Genomic DNA, 17,866 nt, shown 5'->3' on the forward strand with positions numbered 1-17,866 from the left:
TTTAACAAGAAGAGTTATCTGTCCATCCTAATTCATATTTGATCTTTTTAACTGCATCTGTTACTGCATTTGCACCTGTAGATAGTTTATAACGCTTATTCGGATTTTTTGGGTTAGGATCTATTCTGATTAAAGTATTTTCCCAAATTGGATTATCTCTTGTCCAAGCTATTTTTGCAAGTTGGGAAACTTTTGTTTCATCAAAATAACTACTGTCTTTGTTGTAAGTTAAATGTAGTAGTCTAGCCAAAACTTCCAGTCCCACACTCACACCCAATAGACATTCATCCTTAAATTTCTTGATCTCAGCAACAGTCAAATCTTCTGCTTTTTTTACAGAAATATATCTAGTATTACTACATTCATAGAAAAACCCATTGAGACAATTAGCCAGGGAGTTAGACGATATCACTACATCATAGTCGCTAAGTTCAGCTTCGGGATTATTAGTAAAAGCACAACTTACAGCCCTAGCTATGTAGTTATTTGTGTAAATAAATCCCTTGGTAACACGAGGATTATCATGAACCTTATCTGTCTTTTTATGAAAGATGTGTACTTGTTCTACCAATTTTTTAGTAATACCAACACGACCTTCAGATACACCAAATGACAATAGCAAAGCTTTATCTAGTTGTTTTGTTTGAGCCATATCTCGAAAATCTTTTTTACACTGATCAATATCTCCTTCTAAAACCAATGTAATTGGAAAATCATCATCACTAATTAAGTCACTTAGATCACCTTCAATTAATTTCTGAATAGCACTCTTACGATGTTGACCATCTGTAATCTCTAACTTTACTCCACGAGGGATTACAACTAAACAAATACCTCTCCCAAATTCAAGAATATTTATTTTTCCTAGAGCTACATTTGCTGTCAATGTCCCCAAAATCCAAGGTTTCCCTTTTTGTGCTTGCTCGATAATATAATTTTTGATCTCGTCAGCATGGCCTGGTACTTCTGGGCGTTGTCTACCTGAATCAGGATCATTCTCAGTAGCAGGTTTGATTACCAAAAGTGCAGGAAAATCTCCGGGTGGTATATTAATTTGTAGCATTTGTCGCTTACCGTGGCGCAAAATCAACCCTGGATAACAGCGTTCACGATGGTATTTAGAAAAGAATGGTTCTATAAATGAGCTAAACTGAGCTTTTATTTCAGGAGTAATATCGTTGTTATTTTCTTCGTTTAATTGAGTCATATCAACCCCGTATACCGAACTATATTAAAAATATAGTAAACAACAATAGTGATATTAAGCATCAGTATAAAATCCAGAGTAATGTTACTAGCTAACTTGCTTAACTCAGTATAATCGGTAGTCCTACATCTTGCGGTTTGACAAACTTACCATCAAAACCTATAGTTTGTTCTTCTATGGTTCTAGCATTGGCTAAAGCCTTACGTAAAGCAGTAATTTCCATTTTTTCGGTCATTCCCCCCAAAATGTAAATCAATAACTTCACAGCTAAATCTTTTCCTACTACCTGTACCCGCTTTTTATTCGGATCATATAAAACCCCATACCATAAAGATTGAGGATATTCCATACCACTAAAACCCCCTTGACGGTCAAATTTTTCTAACTTTTTAAAAATATCCATCAAAGCAAAACCTTTTTTAAATACTAAATTTCCCAAAGCTTGCGCTAAAGCAATTTGAGAAACTGGACGAAATAGCATATTTCCCTCACCTCCGTCTTTTTCAAAATGGAAGCGACGTAAAACTGTTGTCTCTTCATGTTCCAATATTTTATAACTGGGAAGATTAGCTAAATGATCAAAAAGTAATCTAAAATCTGCAATTCCTTCCTGAATTTCTTCATTTTCTGGACGCATGGGAATTAACCCTTTTTCTAAAGGTTTCCAGTGAGGGAACTTTTGTCCCAAATATCTTTCAGACATATGTTGTAGGGCTTGCAGAGTGGTTAAAACCGTAGAATTAGCGGCTACTGTGGCACTATTCCAATTAACACGGGAATTGCGATTTGGTTTTTGTTCTAAAAGTGGATGTGTAACGGCAATTTTTCGCGCTACAATAGCAAAACCATCATCTTCATTTAATTGTGCTAACTGACCTTTACTTAAAGGTGCAGCCATCAAATTTACATGAACAAAAATTGATCTGATTCGTCGTTTTGCTTCTGTATGAGTTTCTCCAGCATTGACCGCACAAATAAATTCAATACCAATTTTTTCTTTAGATAAACTTTGTAAATAAGCAGGTTCTACTTGATATTTATCTATCAAATCAGATAAAGTAATAAAAGTTTCATCAGCAGTTTTATCTTTTTTATAACGTTGGAGTTTACCAGATTTAATTAATTCCATTAAGCCCTGTACACCCATTAATCTATGTTGACCATCTAAAGCATAAATTGTCACATTCTCTTCAGAAATATTTAGTAAACCGACTTTACCATCTTTATCTAAAGGTATAAAATCAGTTGTCGCTTTTTTAGCCCGTCCTTGACTATCCCACTCCGCTGCTTTGGGGTTATCTACCCAAGGTTGATTAATTACCACCAAAACAGCCGGAAATTTATGGTTTTTTCTCGCTGCTAAATACTGTACTAACGGTGCTTGACGTGACCAGTCAACAGGACGTTGTTGAATTTCATCAATGCTATCAGCATCAATTTCAATATTTTCCGTATCTGGGTTGTACTTTTTTTGCAGGAGAGGTAAACCTGACGCAAAATGTACCCGTCCCGCGAACCATTCCAAGGTGACAGAACCTATATAAGCCTCTGTACCACCCATTTCGGTTTTTTGGACAAGAATTTGGTCTTTTTTCTCTAAAAATCGGTCTAGCAGTAAAGCTAATACCTGTTTATCGTTATTTTCCCGTTCTAGATACTTATTAGCGAGTTGATTATTTAGTGTATTTGTACTATCATTCATGTTAATTTTTAAAAACTTATTGACTAATTGTTGCTTTATTATCCAAAAAAATGGATACTAATGATGTTATTTTTAAAAATATTATGTTACACGCGTAAATATATGTTTATTTATATACTAAATAATTCCATTATGCTACGGGGAAGTATTGATTTTAGGTTCATGTATCTACAAGTAGGGGAAAAATGACTTATTCACAACAGCCAGAAAATAAAAATCAGCAAAATCGTACTGTACCAGAGTTAGTGGAGTATATCCAAGCTTTGACTACAGAAATTCAAGAATTGTATTGTTTAGATGAGATACCTTGGGTGGTAGGCTATTCCGGCGGAAAAGACAGCACTGCTACTTTACAGCTTATTTGGAATGCAATTTCTGAACTCCCACCGGAAAAAAGAACTAAAAAAATATATGTCATTACTACAGACACACTTGTAGAAAATCCTATTGTTGCGGCTTGGGTACGTAATTCGTTAGAACAAATGAAATTTGAGTCACAAAAGCAACGATTACCATTTGAACCCCATTTATTAAGTCCAGATTTTAAAGAAACATTTTGGGTAGGTTTAATTGGTAAGGGTTATCCAGCCCCAAGAGGAAAATTTCGTTGGTGTACAGAACGTCTTAAAATTAATCCTTCTAATCGGTTTATTCGTGATGTTGTTCGTAATAATGGAGAAGCAATTGTTGTATTAGGAACGCGCAAAGCTGAGAGCTTAAAACGCGCCCATAGAATGAAAAAGTTAGAAGCCCAGAGAGTAAGAGATCATCTAAGTCCTAATATGAATTTACCAAACTCTTTAGTTTATAGTCCTATTGAAGATTGGGAAAATGATGATGTATGGATTTATTTAATGCAATGGGAAAATCCCTGGAAATACAGTAATAAAGAATTATTTGCTATTTATCGAGGTGCATCTGCTGATAATGAATGTCCTTTAGTTGTTGATACAACTACTCCCAGTTGTGGAAGTTCCCGTTTTGGTTGCTGGGTTTGTACTCTTGTTAGTCAAGATAAATCATTAACAGCAATGATTCAAAATGATGAAGAAAAAGAATGGATGCAACCATTATTAGATTTTCGCAAAGAATTAGATTTAGAAGAGAACCGTAACCGGAGAGATTTTCGCCGTAGACGTGGAGGTGTCCAACTGTATGAACGTAATTTAGAAGGTGAAGTATCTATTGAACCTATTCCTGGTCCATATCTTAAAGAAGCGCGGGAAGATTGGTTAAGAAAGCTGCTAAAAGTTGAAAAGCAAATTCGTCAAACAGCACCAGAAAATATGCGTGACATCACCCTACTTACTATAGAAGAATTAAGTGAAATTCGCCGAATCTGGTTAGAAGAAAGACACGAATTTGATGATAGTTTACCCCGAATATATGAAGAAGTGACAGGAGAAGTATTTAAAGATCCCCGTCCTGGCGCAGATCAAAGTATACTTGGTAGTGATGAATGGGGAGTATTAGAAGAAATTTGTGAAGGTGACGGAATGCACTTAGAATTAATGGCTAGACTATTAGATACAGAAAGACAATTTAAGAAAAAAACTCGCCGTGTGGGTATTTACGAAAGCCTGGAAAAATGCTTTGATACAAGTTCCCGTTCTCCAGAAGTAGCCATTAGAAATGCCCATTTAAAAAGAGATTTACGACAAGCAGCATTAGAAGGTGATGTTGCTACAGTGCGGGAAAAAGTCAAACAATTAACATTAAGAGATACCCCCAATAAAGAAGAGAGTAAACCACAAACTTGGGCTAATTTCAAATATGCACAAAAGAACCCAGATGAATAAAACACTTCCTTCCCACTAAAAGATTAATTATCTTCTTCCTTCTTCCTTTGTGTTCTTCGTTCCTTCGTGGTTCATTTAATCTATATTCTTCCTTCCTGTCCCCTAGCTAGGAAAGCCAATTTTGAGATTTTATCTCAACTAATTATAACAGAGGCAGAGCCTCTTGAAAGCATTCCCTGTCAGAGCCAGGGAACGAGATAAACATCTTTCTTCCTCTGCGTCCTCTGCGCCTGGAGTGGTTCGTTAAAAAAACACAAAAAAACAACAAAAAACCATGATCTTCCTAGAATTAGTTCTGCAAAACTTCGGTCCTTATGCTGGTAAACAAATCATCAACCTCAACCCCCAAATTGATGAAGATAACGCCCGCCCAATTATCCTTTTAGGGGGAATGAATGGTGGCGGAAAAACCACCTTAATAGATGCCATTCGCCTCGCATTATATGGACAACGCGCCCAATGTTCAACTAGAGGAAATCTCAGTTATAGTGATTTTTTAACCCAATGTGTCAACAGTAAAGCTAACCCCACAGAAAAAACTAGAATTGAATTAGTTTTTGAACATATTGAAGAAGATAAACCCATACAATATCGAGTTGTACGGACTTGGGAAAAAAATCCGAAAGACGGTAAAGACCATTTAGGTATTTTAGGAGATGATGAAACTTGGCCAATTGATTCCTTAGTTAATATTTGGGATGAATATATAGAGAATATCCTACCTTTAGGCATTTCTAATTTATTTCTTTTTGACGGTGAACAAGTCAAAGAACTTGCAGAACAGGAAATACCGCCACCCATAGTTATTGATGCAATTAATGGACTTTTGGGTTTAGAATTAGCAGATAAATTAGCAATTGATTTAGAGATTTTAGTGAATCGCAAAAAACGAGAATTTGCAGATAATAAAGATTTAGGTAAATTAGAAGAAATTGAGACTAAACTTCATGAAAAACAGCAAGAATATGAAAATAATCGGCAAAGACTAGCAACTGTTAATATAAAAGTTGCAGAATTAGAAAAAATTGAGGAAGAAGCTTTAGATAAATTTGTGAACGAAGGTGGTAAAATTGCTGCTGAACGTAGTCAATTAGAAAAACAAAGAGAAGAGAAAATCAAACTTGCTAATAATGTTCGTGAGTCCTTATGTGAATTAGCTGGTGATGTTTTACCTTTAGCGTTAATTAGTCCTTTATTATCTCAAATTCAAAGACAGGGAGAAAAAGAACTGAAAACTCAACAAATTCAATTAGCTAAAGATGTCTTAATTGCGAGAGATGAAAGATTAATGAATTGGCTAAAACAATTAAATCTAGAAAATACTAAAATTAGTAATATTCAATCTTTTTTAGCTGAGGACATCAATAACTTATATAGCAATAAATCATCCACAGAAAATACCTGGTTAAATGCAGATGAAGAAAGTTTAAGTTTAGTTGACAATATAACCTATCGGTTGCAAATTGGTCAAAATACAGCCCAAAAACAATTAGATGAATTAACTAATTATGAAGAAGAAATACTCACCCTAGAAAGACAAGTACAAACAGCGGCCGCACCAGAGGAATATATAAAACTACAAAAAGCAGTTAAACAGGCACAAACTGGATTTAATCAAATTAGATATCAAGCAGAAATGATGAATCAAAAACTGATAGAATTAGAAGCAGAAACCAAGAAATTGAGACAAGAATTAAATGAATATACAGTAGAAAATCTTAAATATCAAAATAGTGAACATATTATTGATTCGGCGACAAAAGTTCAACAAACATTAAAGATATTTCGAGAAAGATTAACCCTGAGAAAATTGAATAAATTAGAAGAAGAAGTAAAAAACTGTTTTCTATATTTATTACATAAATCAGACCTAGTACATCGCATAGCCATAGACAGTAAAAGCTTCAGCTTATCATTATATGATTACAATGGAAAACCGGTTCCCAAACATCGGCTTTCAGCAGGAGAAAAACAACTATTAGCGATCGCATTTTTGTGGGGATTAGCTAAAGTATCAGGAAGACGTTTACCCATAGCCATAGACACCCCTTTAGGAAGACTAGACTCCTCCCACCGTAACAACCTAGTAGAAAGATACTTTCCCTCAGCCAGTCATCAAGTAATTCTCCTTTCCACCGACACCGAAATCGCTAAAAAAGAATATCAAAACCTCAAAGAAACCGAAGCCATAGCCCGTGAATACTTACTCCAATATAACTCCAACAAACGAGAAACCACAATCAAACCCGGTTATTTTTGGTAATGGGTAATGGGTAATGGGTAATGGGTAGTGGGTAGTGAGTAATGGGTAGACCAGATTTTGAAGAGTTACAAGTGTATAAATTATCGGAAAAATTAGCAAATGAAATTTGGAAAGTGGTTATGGGATGGGATAATTTTAGTAAAGATACAATTGGTAAGCAGATTGTGCGTTCAGCAGATAGCATTGGAGCAAATATAGCAGAGGGTAGAGGACGTTATAACTTTCAAGACAATAAACGCTTTATTAAAATAGCTAGAGGTTCTCTTAATGAAACAATTCATTGGTTGCGGCTTGCTTATGGCCGTAATTTATTAACAGTTGAACAAGTAAATATTCTCAAACCGATAATTCATGAACTTCCCGCCAAGTTAAATGCTTATTTAAATTCGATTGGTAATGACTAATAGATTTTTCCAATTACCAATTACCAATTACCAATTACCAATTACTAATTACTAAAATCATGGAATCACCAATAGAAAGAATCAAACTTTCCCAAACAGCCAAAGAACAACTACTCAAACTCAAACGCAGCACCAAAATCGAACAATGGAACATATTATGTCGGTGGGCTTTTTGTCGTTCTCTTGCAGAACCCGCAGCGCCGTCGCCTGTACCTATTCCCCAAGATAGCAACGTGGAGATGACATGGCGGGTTTTTGGGGGAGAAATAGCGGATATTCTGCTGTTAGCACTCAAACAACGGTGTTACAATGACGGTTTAGATACAGATAGAGAGACCCTAATTATCCAATTTCGCTTACACTTACATAGAGGTATTGGCTACCTAGCAGGAGATCAGAATATTAAGAAAATTGAAGATCTAATTGAACTATCCACAAAGAAAGTAAAATCATGATTTTACTTTCTTTAGCCGGCATAGCAAGATCATCTCTATGAAAGAAATTCAAGCACTGCGACAGGCCTTCCAAAGCCAGAAAATGGTTGCTCTACTATTACTAGGCTTTGCATCAGGTCTGCCCCTATTTCTTACCAGTAGAACCCTACAACTATGGATGCAAGATGCTAAAGTTGATATTGCCAGCATTACCTTATTTGGCTTATTAGGTTTACCTTATTCCTTAAAATTCCTGTGGTCGCCGCTATTAGATAGATTTACACCACCATTCTTAGATGGAAGAAGAGGATGGTTAATTATCACCCAAATTGGGTTAGTATTAGCGATCGCTACCCTTGCCATTCAACAACCAGCCCAAAACGACCAGATATTACAAATCCTCGCCATCAACTGCCTGATTATTACCTTCCTCAGTGCCACTCAGGACATCGCTGGGGATGCCTACCGTACGGATATTTTAAACCCCCTAGAGGCTCAACCAGGTGCATCTGTGTGGGTATTAGGCTACCGTATCGCCCTATTTATTACCAGTTCCCTCGCCTTAGTCTTAGCAGATTACTTACCTTGGAATGTCGTATATTTCCTCATGGCAGTAATTATGGCAGGAAGTATATTTACCACCCTATTGTCGCCCAGAGAACACAAACTGCAAGACAAAACACAACTAGCACCCATTTCCAGGGAAGACGTGATTTTTATAGTCCTGATCACTTTACTAGTAGCAGGGTTAATTGCTGGCGTTTTTGTTGGTTTCATTCCCCAACCTGTATTTTATTGGTTACTAGCAGGATTATTAGTCGCTTGGATTACAGCATCATTATTATTACCAAACTCCCTCCTCAATGAAATTACAGAAGATAGTCCCCTTCAAAACTTACAAACAGCTATTTTTCTACCTTTCAAAGAATTTTTTCACCGCTTTGGCATCAAACAAGCCAGTTTAACACTAGGTTTTATTCTCCTCTATAAACTAGGTGATTCCCTAGTCGGCATTACAGCCAACCTATTTTTACGAGAAATAGACTTTACCAAAACCGAAATCGGCACAATTCAAGCAGGAATGGGATTTATTGCTACCACCGTCGGCGTATTAGCTGGGGGTGTGATCATGACCAAAATTAACTTAAATCGCAGTTTGTGGGTATTTGGAGCGCTGCAATTACTCAGTAACTTAGGTTATTATGCCCTGGCGATCGCTAATAAAAAAGATTATTCCCTACTAGTGATCGCTGTAAACATCGAAAACTTCTCTGCTGGATTAGTCACAGTCGCTACAGTCGCCTTTTTAATGAGTCTCTGTAATCACCGATTCACAACCACTCAGTTTGCTTTATTCTCCAGTCTCATGGCCATTAGTCGAGACGTACTTTCCGCCTCCGCCGGTAGTTGGGCTACAGCCAGAGGTTGGCCGACATTTTTCTTGCTCTCTCTTGTGGCAGCGTTACCTGGTTTGCTACTATTACCGATGGTTGCCCCTTGGCATCCCAAACCGTTAGCAATTAACAGACCAGGACTGGAAGAAGAAGATATATGGGACCTCAAGTAATTATTATTGCTGGTACATTTGTTCTCATAGTCACGGGTTTATTACTGGGCTATGTGATCTCACAATTAGTTCTCCAACACCTGTATTTTAATCCCTTCACACTACTAGGAACAATTAGCCTGATCCTGATTTTTGGTGCGCTCTATTACGTCTTATTTTGGCAATTACGACGAGAAACCCAAAAAACAGTCACTCCCACCATACCCAAGCAACCAGACGCAGAATTTACCAGCAATTACTTAAAAAATCGCCTAATTGCTAGATTATCTGGAGATGTGGCTGCTGCGGAAAGACTCATTCAACAAGCTAAAGAAAATGTTCCCGGAATGCCAGAAAATTGGTATTGTGAAAAGGTCTTAGATGAATTAGACCAAAATCAGGAATCCTAGCCAGCCTTCACCAAATTGGAATAATTGCTAAAATCAAGATAGTTCCTATTTATTCAAAACACCATGGCCTTTTTACGTCAATATATCGCTCCTTTGATTGCAGTCTTGATTTTTACCTTTGCTTTGGTCGCAGTCAGCGCCCGAATCTTTTTACCATCGGACATGGCAGCCCCCGCACCTATTGGGATTATAATTAAGTAATTGGGGAATCAGTCTATTTTGAATTTACTCCCAGGCTATGCTATTGAGCAAGGTTCTACTGTAGATCAAGCCCTCTTGGTAAAATTCATGGAGCGGACTTACCAAGAACAATTTCCCAATCAAAACTTTTCTCACCTAACCCGTACCGTTGAACAATATTTCTCCCGTGATACCCCTTTATGGTGGGTATATGACGAACAGGAAACAAAAAATCAGCACCAATCACCCATAGGCTGTCTTTGGGTGGGAAATGCTATAGATCAGGTCAGGGGCGATCGCCATCCCCATATTTTTCTTCTCTATGTGATGCCAGAATATCGCCATAGAGGTATTGGTAAAGCATTAATGAATTATATAGAAAACTGGGCTAAACAAAGGGGATACGGAAAAATCGGACTACAAGTATTTCAAACAAACATACCCGCATTAGATCTTTATCATCAACTCGGTTATCAAGAACAATCCCTCTGGATGGTAAAATCACTTTAGTCGCGTGAGAATTGACAATTAACAATTGACAATTAACAATTAGTAATTCATGAATTACCAGCATCCAGGAATAGGGGTTACAGTGGAATCATTATGTACGACGAATACGAACTAAGCCTACTTGATACCGAAGGGGAGCTTATTACCCCCCTAGACCAAATAGAACCACTTAATGAATCAGAAGTAGAAAAACCTGATGTAGAATTGATGCTGGTACTCCTGAAAAATCCCCAGCCCCAACAGCGGATGTTAGCAGCGCGTGCTTTTTGCGATCTTCAGGATCAACGAGCTACACCCCATCTCATCCACCTCTTAACCGATAACTGTCCTCTGGTACGAGTCAGCGCCGCTTATGGTATCGGCCGCAACCCGTCCCCGGAAGCCGTAGCACCATTAATTACCCAACTCAACCGCGATTGGAATGGTTATGTTCGCAAAGGAGTAGTATGGGCTTTAGGAAACTGTCGTGATTTTCGTTCCTTAGCACCCCTCACAGATGCCCTCAGAACCGATATTTCCGCAGTTCGTCTCTGGTCAGCCAGCGCCCTAGCACAGATGACAGAAGTAGGTTATGAAGCCATTGTAGGTGCTATTCCTGCCCTGATTGAAGCCTTGGTTAAAGACCCTGTAGCTGCCGTGCGTAGTAACTCCGCTTGGACAATCGGCCAGCTTTGTAAAGAACTACCTTCTAATGTCGTCTATGCTACAGCCATAGACGCACTAATTCAAGCTTTTGCTGAAGACAAAGACTTAGGAGTGAGAGAAGACACTAAAGCCGCGCTTCTGGGAGTAGGAGATCCTCGCGGTTTACAATTAATCGAAACCCTCGAACAAGAAGGATGGTTTTAGACTATTAATGATCTATTGAATATAATAAGTCTTGATTAATTCCTCTACTCCCGCTACAGGGAAAATACTGGCATTCAACAGATATTTAATTAATCAATATTCTTCTTTAAGAATCATATCATCTGATAAAATCAGAATAAATCAACCTTTATGGTGCTTATGGCAACCCTACTCAGTGAAATTAAATCACACACTGGACTGGTCATCTCCTGGGAAGCCTTACCTGATGATTTTCAGTTAGAGGACGAACCAGTGGAAAATACAGGACAACCACTTTTAGCGGGGGCTTTGCGTGAAAGTTTAGAAATCAGTGGATTTATACAACCACAGATGTTAATTGCGGCTAATTTTGGGCTATGTGCCACATTAAATGGGCAATTTGTGGCTAAAGCACCAGATTGGGTATACATACCTTCAGTGAAAGAGATATTACCTGACAGGAAAAGTTATACACCCAACTTAGAAGGGGATGTACCGGCAATAGTCATAGAGTTTTTATCAGATCAAGACGGTGGGGAATATTCAGTTAAACGTATCTATCCACCAGGAAAATGGTTTTTTTATGAACAAATTTTACAAATCACCACTTATATAATTTTTGAGCCAGAGGGGGGATTATTAGAATATTATCAATTGGAAAATGGACGTTATGAATTAAAGCAACCAGATGAGAATGGTCGTCATTGGGTTGATACCATGGGACTATTTTTAGGAACATGGAGAGGTGCAAAGGAAGGTCGTACTGGCTATTGGTTGCGATGGTGGGATAAAACAGGTAATTTGTTACCTTGGGCTGTAGAATTGATTCAACAGGAACGTCAACGGGCTGAACAGGAACACCAACGAGCAGAACAGGAACACCAACGGGCTGAACAGGAACACCAACGGGCTGAACAGGAACACCAACGAGCAGAACAGGAACGTCAGGAAAAGGAACGGTTAATAGCTTATTTGCGATCTCAGGGGATTGATCCTAATAGCGTAAGTTGCTAAGTAGGTTGGCGTTAGAAATTGTCGTTATGACAAGGGAACAGGGAACAGGGAACAGGGAACAGAAAAGAGGTTTCGGGCAACTTTACTTTTCGTTACTTATGTTGGTTTTTTTCCGTTCACCTACTTAGTTAGGCACAACGCCAGAATCAGGATGTCCAGGATTAAAGGATAAACAGGATGAAAGCGGGATTTTATCACCAATTACCAATTACCAATTACCCATGACCAATTACCAATTACCTAAATTTTTTTAATTAATATATAGAAGCCAAAAACTGTAGCCAAAATATTTGGTAGCCACATTGCATAAATTGAGATATTTTCTGATATAATCAAAGCATGAATAATCGCCTCAAATATTTTTATTAACCAGAGAATTACTAAAGTAATTGTCAAACTATTATATTTAATTCTTGGTTGTAAATTAATTCCTATAGCTGCACCTAATAAAGCCAATACAGCACAGGAAGATGGTAGGGTAAATCTTTTTTGAAAATTAACTTGTAATTTGATTACATTCGGAATATCCCCGGCTTTTTTCGCAACTAACAATCGTTGATAAATTTGTAATATATTCATTTCTCTGTCATCTAATCTTTCCCTATCGAGTTGAAATTGTGAAGATATATGAGAAAGATCAACAGCAATTTTATCAAATTTAATTCCCTGACCATAAGAACCATCTGGATTAATTATACTCTTGATACCGTCATAGAAATACCAATATTTTTCTCCTTGATTCCATTCAGCGAATTTAGATTTTATAATTACCTTTAATCCTTGGGTATCTCTAATTAATAAGGTAACTTCTTTCATTTTTCCATTGCTAAATCTCTCCGCGTAAAAGAGGTATTTAAGATAATTATTTTCATCTGATATTTGTTCATGATTCCTGTTAGCTAATTCCTTATAAACAATGTCATTATTTTTAATATCCCATCTATTTATATTCATCGCTTTTTCTAAAGTAATAGCAGCTTTATAGTTAGAGATAGGGACAATACTCTCATTAACAATAAATAGGATTAATGAAAGAATAAGACTTAGATGAATCGCTGGACAGATTAATTTATACAAACTTATTCCACAACTTTGTAAAGCAATAATTTCCCTGGTACTTGATAATTTATCATAAACGAATATTGTGGTCATTAAAATAGCAATTGGTACAGCCAAAACAATAAACTCAGGTACTTTAAGAATGTGTAAATATATTAAAGTACCCAAAGATATTTGTTCCGTCAGGAGAAAACTAAATTGCTCGAATGATATACCAATTGATTCCGCAACAACAGTAACAATAACGATGGTAAATAGTAAAATCGGGATGATTTCTGAGATTAAATAGCGCTCTAGTAATGATATGTGAGGAAAAGTATTTATTTTTTTCATTTATCATTTTGCAGGTTATGTAGTTACAGCGGTTGACAATATTTTGATATACAGATATTAGTGATAAAAATTTTGTGGTGCGCTTATTAATCTTATTTTTGTTTTTCGCAAACTGCTGGTTAAGTTATTTTTGGAAATGTTGGGTTTCGCTGTCGCTCTACCCAACCTACAACACCCAACCTACGACTTTAACTCCTGATAAAAGCAACTGCTTGGTTGTATGCTGTATCAATCTCTAAAAGCTCGTGGTCGACTAATACTATTTCCAAACTCGCCACTAGGCACGCCGAATGTACATCTCCCTCTTGAACCATCACTAAAGGTTTTCGCAGGAATAGGTCCAGCTGAACTACAATCACTTTGATATAATTGCCATTCCATTTCAGCTTTTTCAGCAAGATTAGATGTTCCACCTCCACTAGTACTACCTCCACTAGTAGTACCTCCACCAGAAGTATTATTAGATGTACCGCTAGATGTACCTGTACTGGGGGTATTACTTGATGTACCTCCACCACAGGAGGTAATCATTAAACCAATCAGTAGAAATGCAAAAAGCCTGTGGGTTGAAAAGATTCTTAACATAAGATAGTTCCACCTAGATTTACTTATTTCATTGTAAATCTAGAAATTTCAACCCCTGTGTAAGTAATGACTATCTTTTGTTTATTTTATGATTAACTTATGGGAAAATAAATAAATAACGTTGTCGGTATTTGTGCATTCGTTTTAGACAACTTGGAGAGATAAGATAACCGTTTTGCAGAAGTTTCATTCAAAAATGACCTGCAAACTACAGTAGTTACTGATATTCACAAAATACAGATATTAATGATAAAATTCTTGTGGTGCGCGTATCTTACCTACCAATGCTCTACCGCACTCAAGCTGAACGTGCTGTATATATTTTTTAGGTGATGAGAAGCCCTAATAATGATAAAAAAAAGAAAAGAATCGTCGTTACAGCTTCTTATGAAGGACTAAAGAAGGCCGAAACGGCTTTAATTAGGCTAGGATTTGAATCAAAATCTAATTTTGCTAAATATCATTCATCTAGAACTACTGTCACCAAGTTTTTTCAGGGTAAACCAATTTCAGTTGAATCCTTTAAAAGGATATGCAAAGGGTTAGAATTGGACTGGGAAGATTGTTTACCAACAGGAGAAATAATTATTACTGACCAAGAGGAAGTGACAAGAGAAACACTTTATCTTCAAATAACTTTAACAGACGGTCAAACTCAAATAGTGAAAGGGGTGATTTTTTTTTAAGGTGATCTAGAATAGACATCTGGAGATAGAGTAGAGATTGTAGAAACCCCATATTTAGCACATTTAATTTTAATTTTCACCAGATGTCTAATTTATTGAAAAGTCCAAATTTATTACCGACGAATACAAGTTTTAATTAATTCCTCCACTCCTGATACAGGGAAAATGCTGACATTTAATTGTTGAGATACTTCTTCAACCGTCATATCATCTAGAAATACTAGTTCCCCGTGTTTAAGCATAACCCTAGGTAATAAAATTCCCTCTCCTAAATCTTGTCCTTTGAGGTTTAAAAGTAAATCATGTCCTGTTAATAAACCAGTCACACTGATACTTTGACCCCAATAATCACTACACAAAGCCTGCATATTTACCTCTAAACCTTCTACAGTGTTTAATTGCTTTACCAGAGGTTTAAATGCTGTTTCCACCGCATTACCGACCACCCAAGTTAATCTACGCTGATGTATAATTTTCGGTGGTAATAGTATTTTTGCAGTTTGGGTAAATTGTTTAATAAATAAGCGAATTGAACCTACACCATTATCAATTTGGGGGTATTCTTCATATTCAGCTTCGGTAGGTAATTCTTCTCCCGCAATTAAAAACCATTCATCAGCTAACCATACCACACTAGAAGCATATTTTTGGCGAAATTCCGCAGCTAGTAATTTAACTTGACAAATTACCTCCCGCGCTTTTTCCCGCGTTACAGGGATTAATTCATCTTCTTGGGGACGAAACCGCGTTAAACCCACGGGAACAACTGCTACTGATGCTACCGTTGGTAATTCTCCAGCATAAAAAGATGTGAGGTCTTTTAAAGTCTTTTCGAGATGTTCACCGTCATTTATACCCGGACAAACAACGACTTGGGCATGAATTTGTAATCTTCGTTCTTGAAACCAGCGAATTTGTGATAGTATTTCACCAGCGCGATGATTTTTTAAAAGTCTAATTCTTACCTCTGGTTCTGTGGAATGTACAGAAACATATAGAGGTGATAATCGCATTTGTTCAATTCTTTGCCATTCTTTAGCGGTTAAATTCGTTAAAGTCAGATAAGAACCATAGAGAAAGCTTAATCTATAATCATCATCTTTTAAATATAAGCTGGTGCGTTTACCCGGTGGTTGTTGATCAATAAAGCAAAAAGGACAACGGTTATTACACTGAATTAAACTATCAAATAAAGCTGTGGCAAATTCTACACCTAAATCATCATCATAATCTTTTTCAATTTCTACATAATGGGTTTTCCCTGTCGTATCTAAAACTTCTAATTCAAGAATTTCCTCAGCGCACAAAAACTGATAATCAATTAAATCACGGGGTTTTGTGCCATTAATACTAACAATCATATCACCAACCTCAAAGCCAATTTCTTCAGCAATTGAGTCAGGAAGCACCTTAGTAATTTTAGCAGGTTGAATGGTAGTCATGAGTCAGTGGTCAGTGGTCAGTTGTCAGTGGTCAGTTGTCAGTGGTTAGTTGTTTGTTGTTTGTTGTCCCTTAGATTTCCGATTTAGCGATATTTTATTGACTAAATCTATATTATTCTCATAGTCAGGGGGTAGAAATTAATTTAAGACAAGTAAAATCTAAAATTTAATACCCAATTCCCAACTACCGTCAATATTATAACAGAGTTATCCTGGCCAACCTGCGGCAATGGCTAATAAGATGGAAATACCAAAAGCCAATCTATACCAAACAAAAACCAAGGTATTTTTAGTTTGTAAGTATTTGATTAAAAAGGCAATTGATAAATAAGAGAAAATAAACGTGGAAATGATACCAACAATCAACAAAATCACAATATTATCTGGTAACTCATGAGCTTGAAACATTTTCAATATTTTCAAACTTTTGTACAAAGTCGCAATTGTCAAAGTTGGAAATCCTAATAAAAATGAAAATTTCGCTGCTGCTTCTCTTTTTAACCCTAAAAATAAGCTTGTGGTTAAGGTTGAACCAGAACGAGAAACTCCGGGAACTAAAGCTAAAGTTTGTCCCAACCCTACTAAAATCCCATCTCGAATTTCTAAAGCATCAAAACCCCGTTTCCGAGTCCCAATTTTTTCGGCTAAACCCAGTAAAAATGCCATAATAATTGACATTATCGCAATAATTAAGGAATTTTCTGGAATTACATCTTTGAAAACAAAACCAATTGTTAAAGCTGGAATTGTCCCCGCAGCAATTCCCACAACAATTTTCCAATCTTCCCTTTCCCAGTCTTTATTTTTAAAAGCTTTAATTGCACCTTTAACTAAACTAGAAATCACAGACCAAAAATACCATAAAATTGCAATTACACTACCAAATTGAATAGCATCAACAAAATCTTTATCACCAAGTTCTTTCCAACCAAATACTTTTGTAAAAATTATTAAATGTGCTGTACTACTAATTGGTAAAAACTCTGTAATTCCTTGGACAATACCTAAAATAAATGCCTGTATGATTCCTTGAACTAAATCAACTTGACTACTGACTGCTTCACTAAATGATGTTATTTGTGATATTTGTAGCAAAAGTATATTTATACTACTTATTTCTAAGATTGTTGTCATTAACCAGACTCCTAAAATCAATGCGTAATTCTAGCAAATTATCCAACTTTACTTGGTTGTGGTCAGTCTTGTTAGACAAAATCTTATCAGAAAGGTAGATTGAGTTAACAGCAGAAAACCCAAGATCATAAATCCCCATGTTTAAATACCCAACGTAACGCATCATTATAAATAATTTTCATAAAACAAATTCATAGTTGCGGAGATTTATTTTGGAAATAATAATCTTAGTAATTCAAAACTCTATATATATGGACGCACTATTTCCCACCAATAACATTATCATAGCCGAAACTCAAAACACTGTCAAGCCCCTTGGCTGAAATTACC

General features: G+C 36.5%; 17 protein-coding genes. 11 read left to right on the forward strand and 6 right to left on the reverse strand.

The window, feature by feature from the left end; genetic code table 11:
- Window position 1: 1 nt before the first annotated feature.
- The gene (locus ACIR131C_RS0120605) at window positions 2–1,207 is read right to left on the reverse strand and encodes a DNA sulfur modification protein DndB (protein WP_028085157.1); all 1,206 of its coding nucleotides are present in this window, start codon (window positions 1,205–1,207) and stop codon (window positions 2–4) included.
- Window positions 1,208–1,307: 100 nt separating this feature from the next.
- Window positions 1,308–2,909, reverse strand: a complete 1,602-nt coding sequence (locus ACIR131C_RS0120610) for a DGQHR domain-containing protein (protein ID WP_028091677.1) — start codon at window positions 2,907–2,909, stop codon at window positions 1,308–1,310.
- Window positions 2,910–3,094: 185 nt separating this feature from the next.
- Between ACIR131C_RS0120610 and dndC the strand changes: the two genes are divergently transcribed.
- The 10 genes from dndC (at window position 3,095) to ACIR131C_RS0120660 (ending at window position 12,297) form a co-directional block, all read left to right on the forward strand.
- The gene (dndC, locus tag ACIR131C_RS0120615; RefSeq protein ID WP_028091678.1) at window positions 3,095–4,708 is read left to right on the forward strand and encodes a DNA phosphorothioation system sulfurtransferase DndC; all 1,614 of its coding nucleotides are present in this window, start codon (window positions 3,095–3,097) and stop codon (window positions 4,706–4,708) included.
- 274 nt (window positions 4,709–4,982) lie between these two features.
- Window positions 4,983–6,971 carry a DNA sulfur modification protein DndD gene (dndD, locus tag ACIR131C_RS0120620; protein ID WP_028091679.1) on the forward strand — a complete coding sequence of 663 codons (1,989 nt, stop codon included), beginning with the start codon at window positions 4,983–4,985 and terminating at the stop codon, window positions 6,969–6,971.
- Window positions 6,972–7,012: 41 nt separating this feature from the next.
- Window positions 7,013–7,375 (forward strand): four helix bundle protein, encoded by a 363-nt coding sequence (locus ACIR131C_RS0120625; RefSeq protein WP_028091680.1) that lies wholly within the window; start codon window positions 7,013–7,015, stop codon window positions 7,373–7,375.
- Between the two features lie 59 nt (window positions 7,376–7,434).
- Window positions 7,435–7,830: a DNA sulfur modification protein DndE gene (dndE, locus tag ACIR131C_RS0120630; RefSeq protein ID WP_028091681.1), complete on the forward strand. Its 396-nt coding sequence runs from the start codon at window positions 7,435–7,437 to the stop codon at window positions 7,828–7,830.
- Between the two features lie 37 nt (window positions 7,831–7,867).
- A complete protein-coding gene (locus ACIR131C_RS0120635) occupies window positions 7,868–9,376 on the forward strand; it encodes an AmpG family muropeptide MFS transporter (protein ID WP_028091682.1) in 1,509 nt (502 codons plus the stop codon).
- On the forward strand, window positions 9,361–9,765 hold the full coding sequence (locus tag ACIR131C_RS0120640) for a hypothetical protein (protein ID WP_028091683.1): 405 nt from the start codon (window positions 9,361–9,363) through the stop codon (window positions 9,763–9,765). The genes ACIR131C_RS0120635 and ACIR131C_RS0120640 overlap by 16 nt, the downstream gene beginning before the upstream one ends.
- Before the next feature lie 63 nt (window positions 9,766–9,828).
- Complete coding sequence (locus tag ACIR131C_RS26380) at window positions 9,829–9,966, forward strand: hypothetical protein (protein WP_168358188.1); 138 nt, start codon at window positions 9,829–9,831, stop codon at window positions 9,964–9,966.
- A gap of 18 nt (window positions 9,967–9,984) precedes the next feature.
- Window positions 9,985–10,455 (forward strand): GNAT family N-acetyltransferase, encoded by a 471-nt coding sequence (locus ACIR131C_RS0120650; protein WP_028091684.1) that lies wholly within the window; start codon window positions 9,985–9,987, stop codon window positions 10,453–10,455.
- Between the two features lie 93 nt (window positions 10,456–10,548).
- Window positions 10,549–11,304 (forward strand): HEAT repeat domain-containing protein, encoded by a 756-nt coding sequence (locus ACIR131C_RS0120655; protein ID WP_028091685.1) that lies wholly within the window; start codon window positions 10,549–10,551, stop codon window positions 11,302–11,304.
- Window positions 11,305–11,463: 159 nt separating this feature from the next.
- Window positions 11,464–12,297: a Uma2 family endonuclease gene (locus tag ACIR131C_RS0120660; protein ID WP_028091686.1), complete on the forward strand. Its 834-nt coding sequence runs from the start codon at window positions 11,464–11,466 to the stop codon at window positions 12,295–12,297.
- Window positions 12,298–12,537: 240 nt separating this feature from the next.
- Here the strand turns inward: ACIR131C_RS0120660 and ACIR131C_RS0120665 are convergent, their stop codons facing one another.
- Both ACIR131C_RS0120665 and ACIR131C_RS0120670 read right to left on the reverse strand, forming a co-directional pair.
- Window positions 12,538–13,689, reverse strand: a complete 1,152-nt coding sequence (locus ACIR131C_RS0120665; RefSeq protein ID WP_028091687.1) for an LptF/LptG family permease — start codon at window positions 13,687–13,689, stop codon at window positions 12,538–12,540.
- A gap of 228 nt (window positions 13,690–13,917) precedes the next feature.
- Window positions 13,918–14,274 carry a hypothetical protein gene (locus ACIR131C_RS0120670; RefSeq protein ID WP_028091688.1) on the reverse strand — a complete coding sequence of 119 codons (357 nt, stop codon included), beginning with the start codon at window positions 14,272–14,274 and terminating at the stop codon, window positions 13,918–13,920.
- Between the two features lie 332 nt (window positions 14,275–14,606).
- On the opposite strand from ACIR131C_RS0120670, the gene ACIR131C_RS0120675 reads away from it, so the two are divergent.
- Window positions 14,607–14,960 carry a hypothetical protein gene (locus ACIR131C_RS0120675; RefSeq protein ID WP_028091689.1) on the forward strand — a complete coding sequence of 118 codons (354 nt, stop codon included), beginning with the start codon at window positions 14,607–14,609 and terminating at the stop codon, window positions 14,958–14,960.
- Window positions 14,961–15,073: 113 nt separating this feature from the next.
- Here the strand turns inward: ACIR131C_RS0120675 and ACIR131C_RS0120680 are convergent, their stop codons facing one another.
- On the reverse strand, window positions 15,074–16,402 hold the full coding sequence (locus tag ACIR131C_RS0120680; protein WP_028091690.1) for a TIGR03279 family radical SAM protein: 1,329 nt from the start codon (window positions 16,400–16,402) through the stop codon (window positions 15,074–15,076).
- Between the two features lie 207 nt (window positions 16,403–16,609).
- A complete protein-coding gene (locus tag ACIR131C_RS0120685; RefSeq protein ID WP_028091691.1) occupies window positions 16,610–17,536 on the reverse strand; it encodes an undecaprenyl-diphosphate phosphatase in 927 nt (308 codons plus the stop codon).
- Window positions 17,537–17,866: the final 330 nt, after the last annotated feature.

The sequence above is a fragment of the Dolichospermum circinale AWQC131C genome, assembly GCF_000426905.1.
In the GTDB taxonomy this organism is placed as follows: Bacteria; Cyanobacteriota; Cyanobacteriia; order Cyanobacteriales; family Nostocaceae; genus Dolichospermum; species Dolichospermum circinale.